7 protein-coding genes are annotated in these 5101 nt (G+C 73.0%); 2 read left to right on the forward strand and 5 right to left on the reverse strand.

What is annotated here, in order from left to right:
* The 4 genes from ACYVE7_RS28740 to ACYVE7_RS28755 all read right to left on the reverse strand — a co-directional run.
* Window positions 1-1316: 1-deoxy-D-xylulose-5-phosphate synthase (locus ACYVE7_RS28740; protein ID WP_460368974.1), on the reverse strand; the 1316-nt coding region annotated here is incomplete at its 3' end.
* Entirely contained in the window at window positions 1313-2254 is a 942-nt protein-coding gene (locus ACYVE7_RS28745; RefSeq protein WP_460368975.1) for a 4-hydroxy-3-methylbut-2-enyl diphosphate reductase, read from the reverse strand. The genes ACYVE7_RS28745 and ACYVE7_RS28740, both read right to left, overlap by 4 nt.
* Window positions 2254-3315 (reverse strand): polyprenyl synthetase family protein, encoded by a 1062-nt coding sequence (locus ACYVE7_RS28750; protein ID WP_460368977.1) that lies wholly within the window; start codon window positions 3313-3315, stop codon window positions 2254-2256. Before ACYVE7_RS28750 ends, ACYVE7_RS28745 begins: the two co-directional genes overlap by 1 nt.
* Before the next feature lie 163 nt (window positions 3316-3478).
* The gene (locus tag ACYVE7_RS28755; protein ID WP_460368979.1) at window positions 3479-3796 is read right to left on the reverse strand and encodes a helix-turn-helix transcriptional regulator; all 318 of its coding nucleotides are present in this window, start codon (window positions 3794-3796) and stop codon (window positions 3479-3481) included.
* A gap of 141 nt (window positions 3797-3937) precedes the next feature.
* Here ACYVE7_RS28755 and ACYVE7_RS28760 point away from each other — a divergent pair, with 141 nt between their 5' ends.
* Window positions 3938-4291: an STAS domain-containing protein gene (locus ACYVE7_RS28760; RefSeq protein ID WP_460368981.1), complete on the forward strand. Its 354-nt coding sequence runs from the start codon at window positions 3938-3940 to the stop codon at window positions 4289-4291.
* 70 nt (window positions 4292-4361) lie between these two features.
* Here ACYVE7_RS28760 and ACYVE7_RS28765 read toward each other — a convergent pair whose 3' ends face one another.
* On the reverse strand, window positions 4362-4718 hold the full coding sequence (locus tag ACYVE7_RS28765) for a PRC-barrel domain containing protein (protein ID WP_460368983.1): 357 nt from the start codon (window positions 4716-4718) through the stop codon (window positions 4362-4364).
* Between the two features lie 136 nt (window positions 4719-4854).
* On the opposite strand from ACYVE7_RS28765, the gene ACYVE7_RS28770 reads away from it, so the two are divergent.
* On the forward strand, window positions 4855-5101 hold a 247-nt coding region (locus ACYVE7_RS28770; RefSeq protein ID WP_460368985.1), incomplete at its 3' end, for a hypothetical protein.

Consider the following 5101-nt stretch of genomic DNA (forward strand, 5'->3'; position numbering starts at 1 on the left):
GGCCCGGCCGCGGCGACGGCCTCGCCGAGCAGTTCGCGCAGCCGCGCGGGGTCGCGGGGCGCGGCCACCCGTAGCCCCGGCACGGCCGACAGGATCGAGGAGTCCCACATGCCGTGGTGGGAGGCGCCGTCGGGGCCGGTGATCCCGGCCCGGTCGAGGACGAAGGTGACGGGCAGGCGGTGCAGGGCGATGTCCATCAGGACCTGGTCGAAGGCCGGGTTCAGGAACGTGGCGTACACGCAGACCACCGGATGGGTCCCGGCCATCGCCAGCCCGGCGGCCGAGCAGACCGCGTGCTGCTCGGCGATCCCGACGTCGAACAGCCGGTCGGGGAAGGCCGCGCCGAACCGGTGCAGGCCGACGGGGATCCGCATCGCGGCGGTGACGCCCACGACGTCCGGTCTGTCCCGGCCGATCCGGACGATCTCCTCGGCGAACACCGACGTCCACGACGGCCGGGAGGCGGCCCGCGGGCGGCCCGTCGCCGGGTCGAGGACGCCGATCCCGTGCATCCTGTCGTCCTGGTCGGTCTCGGCGGGCCGCCAGCCGCGCCCCTTCTCGGTGACGGCGTGCACCACGACCGGGCGGCGCGCCGACCTCGCCCGCCGGAAGGCGTCCTCCAGGGCGTCGAGGTCATGGCCGTCGACCGGGCCCACGTAGGCGAGCCCGAGCTGTTCGAAGACGTTGCCGTCGCCGGTGCGGTCGCGCAGCGCGGCCAGATGGCGGGCCAGGCCGCCGACGGTCGGATCGTAGGATCTGCCGTTGTCGTTGAGCACCACGATCACCGGGCGGTCCTGCGCGGCGGCCAGGTTGTTGAGTCCTTCGAACGCCAGGCCACCGGTGAGGGCGCCGTCGCCGATCACCGCCACGGCGCGGCGGCCGCGGCCGGCCAGCCCGAACCCCTTCGCGAGCCCGTCGGCGTAGGACAGGGCCGTGGAGGCGTGCGAACTGGCCACCCAGTCGTGCGCCGACTCCTCGGGATCGGGGTATCCCGACAGGCCGCCGGCCTGGCGGAGCGTGTCGAAACGCGCGGCACGACCCGTCAGGATCTTGTGGACGTAGGCCTGGTGGCCGGTGTCGAACACCAGCGCGTCGGCCGGGGAGCCGAACACCCGGTGCAGCGCGATCGTCAGCTCCACGACCCCGAGGTTCGCGCCGAGGTGCCCGCCGGTCGCGCACACCTTCTCCACGAGGAAGCCGCGGATCTCGGCCGCCAGCTCCGGCAGCGCCGTGGCGGGCAGGGCGCGCAGATCTTCCGGGCCGCCGAGCCGGGAGATCAGCGGGAAGGCCGTCATCCGGTCGATCTGGACCGTCATCGTCCGCCCTCCCGTTCCCGGCGGACCTGCCGGGGCAGGGCGAACTCGACCGACTCCGTGGCGACCGACCGCTCCTCGACCGTGTCGGCGCCGAGCTCGCGCAGCCGCCCGACCACCTGGTCGACCAGATGGGGCGGGGCGGACGCGCCCGCGCTCACCCCGACCACCGCGACCCCGGCCAGCCAGGACTCCTCGATCTCGGTGGCGTCCTCGATGAGATGGGCCGGGACGCCCGCGCGCAGGGCCAGCTCGACCAGGCGCACCGAGTTGGAGGAGTTCGCCGAGCCGACCACCAGGAGCAGGTCGGCGTCGGCGATGACCGCGGCCACGGCCCGCTGCCGGTTGGTGGTCGCGTAGCAGATGTCGTCGGCGCCGGGCCCCGTGATCTGCGGGAAGCGGGCGCGCAGCGCGTCGATGATGTCGCCGGTCTCGTCGACGGCCAGCGTGGTCTGGGTGAGGAACGCGACCCGCGACGGATCGGCCACCCGGACCGAGGCGACGTCCCGCTCCGACTCGACGAGGACCGTGGCGTGCGGCGCCTCGCCCATCGTCCCCTCGACCTCCTCGTGGCCGGCATGGCCGACCAGGACGATCGTGTCGCCGTGCTCGGCGTGGCGCCGCGCCTCCCGGTGGACCTTGGTCACCAGCGGGCAGGTCGCGTCGATGACGTTCATGCCGCGCCGTTCGGCCTCCCGCCGGACCGCGGGCGAGACCCCGTGGGCGGAGAACACGACGGTCGCGCCGTCGGGCACCTGGTCCAGCTCGTCCACGAAGATCGCGCCCTGGGCGCGCAGCCCGGCCACGATGTGGGCGTTGTGGACGATCTGCTTGCGCACGTAGACCGGCGCTACGGCCGTCGCCAGGACCCGTTCGACCGTCTCGATCGCCCGGTCCACCCCGGCGCAGAACGAGCGCGGCGAAGCCAGCAGGACCTCCATCAGTGCTCCCTGCGGAGCATGAAGGCCGCCAGGGTCCGCAGGTCGGCGGCGGCGTCGGGGTCGGGGCGGGCGGCGTCGAGATGGTCCAGCGCCACGGCGATCCTGCGGTCCGCCTCTGCGCGGGCCCATTCCCGGCCGCCCGCCGCCTCCACCAGGGACGCCGCCCGGGTGAGCTGGTCGTCGTCCAGTTCGCCGTCCTGGGCGTAGAGGTCGGCCAGCCGGTCGCCCGCCGTCGTGCCGGACGCCAGCGCGGCCACCACGGGCAGGCTCTTCTTCCGGGACGCCAGATCGCTTCCGACCGGCTTCCCGGTCGCCGCCGGATCACCCCAGATGCCCAGCAGATCGTCGGTGTGCTGGAACGCCAGCCCCACCTCCAGACCGAAGCCGCGGTAGTGGTCGGCGTCGGGGGCGGGGGCTCCGGCGGCCAGCGCGCCCATCGCGCAGGCCGCGCCGAGCACGGCGCCCGTCTTGCCCGCGGCCATGGCCAGGCACTCCTCCAGGGCGATGCCCGTCCCGGTCTCGAACCGCAGATCGGCGGCCTGCCCGAGGCAGAGGTCGACGACCGCGGCGGTCAGCACCTTGACCCACGGCTCGGCGCCGACGAGGTCCACGGCCGCCGCCAGCAGCGTGTCCCCGACCAGGAGCGCCTGGCTCGTCCCGAACTCCACCCAGACCGCGGGACGGTGCCGGCGCACCGGGTCGCCGTCCATCACGTCGTCGTGCAGCAGGGAGAAGTCGTGCACCATCTCGACCGCCACGGCAGCGGCAGCGGCCGCCGCCCAGCGTCCGGCCCGTTCGGCGCCGGTGCCGGGACCGAGCACGGCGCGCGCGCAACCCAGCGTCAGCGCCGGACGGACCGCTTTGCCCTGGCCGCCGGTCGGCCGTCCCCCCGAGTCCCACCAGCCGATGTGGTATCCAGCGATATGCCGGATCTCCTGGGGCAGCCCGCTGATCGTCGCCCGGTGGACGGGCTCCACCGCCTCCCGTGTCTCCGCGAGGATCCCGGCCACCCCGCGCCGAGCCCACGGCTCGCTGACCAACCCCGAAACCGTCACCGTCATCGCGACTCCCGAAGTGCGCTTCCGCGCCGGCCGTCCGGCCGCCGCACACTCCAGTAACCCCGAACCCGGCCGATCCCCGAAGCGGTGCCCCGGCGGGAACATGTCACGCTTCGCACCCATGTCACGTCCGGGCGGCCATGCCCGGTCCGCGATCAGCGGCTCGTCACGCGTCTTCCTCCGTGCGCGGGGCGAAGAGGGCGATGAGCGGCTGGATGCCGTGATCGGCCTCGGAGGGGTGCCGGAACGGGCGGGCGGCGTCGAGCGTGTAGGTGTTGCGGCGGCCGACCCGGTGGCGCGTCAGATAACCCGCGGACTCCAGATCGGCGACGATCAGATGGGTGGCGCGCTCGGTGATGCCGATCGCCTCGGCGATGTCCCGGATCCGCGCCTCGGGATCGCGGGCGATCTGGATCAGCACGCGGGCGTGGTTGGTCAGGAAGGTCCACGGCTTGCCGTCTTCGGGGCGCTCCGCTGGGTCCATGGGCCGCCACCTCCTCTCAGGTCCGGCCCTCGGCGGCCATTCCCTGAAACTTGTTTACAGAATAAGATTTCATGTGTCGGCCGTTCGCTCGACGGCCTCGTTCGTTTCGCCACTACGGAAGGACATGATCCCGTGTTGACGGTGAACTCGCGACGTCACGATGCCTTCCTGATCCTCGGGCTGACCGGTGAACTCCAGGACTCGACCGTCGAGGCGGCCGAGGCCGAGATCCTCACGGCCGTGATCCTGGGCCCGGCGCCCGTCCACGCGATCATCGACCTCAGCGGGGTGACCGTCCTGGACTCCGGCGGGGTGGAACTGCTGGCCAAGACCAGGTTCGCGGTCCGGTCGTCGTTCGGGAGCCTACGGCTCGTCGCCCCGCCGGGCGGCGGCCCGCGCCGGGTCCTCGACCTTTCGGGGCTCACGTTCCCGATCCTGGACGCCCTCGCGCACGCCCTCGAACCCGTCCCGGAGGCCGCGGGACGGGAGGAGTGACGGAACCGCCGCAACGCACAGAAGGGTGCCGGACCCCGCAAGGGGCCCGGCACCCGGGTTCGCGACGGTGCTACGCGAGGAACGGCGGGCCACCGTAGTAGCCGCCGACCTCCTCGTGGTAGCCGGAGTCGCCCTCGTGCTTGTCCCGGTCGAACTCGGGAGCGTTCTTGATCTGCTCCTTGGACCGGGAGACGTAGACCTTCTCCTGGACGGGGTCGATGCGCTCGACGACGCCCGCCGGGATCAGGACCTCCTTGCCGAGGATCCACGGCCCGGTGTCGACGACCAGGTACGCGGCGCCGACCTCCCGGGAGTGCTTGTCGACCTTGCCGATGTGCCCGTCGAGCGCCTCGACGCGGTAGCCGACGATGTCGGCGTCGATCGGGTAGCCGGCGGTGGGTCCGTAGTTCCAGACCTCTTCGTTCATGGTGCTCTCCTTTCCTCGGTCCCCGGTTCCCGTGCCCGACCCACGGGGCTGAAACATCGGCGTCCGTTTAGAACCCGGACTCAGGGAACTCCGAGGGGCACGAAGACTCTCGACGAACTCGACGAAGGAGCGCACGATGAACTCGACGCCAGGAACCGGCAAGACCACCAGCCCGACCGTGGCCCCGACCCCCGGGCAGGCCGAGAACGAGCACAGGACCGGCGCGATCACCGACCTCGCGCAGGAGCGCGGACGGCGGCTCAAGGACGCGGCGGGCGAACGGCTCCAGGCCGTCCACGTGAAGCGCGGCGCGGCCGTGGCCGGCGGCTCGTCCGTCGTCGCCCTGCTGGTCTGGGCGATCAACCGGCGCAACGCGCGGCGGC

Source organism: Actinocorallia lasiicapitis (assembly GCF_054778695.1).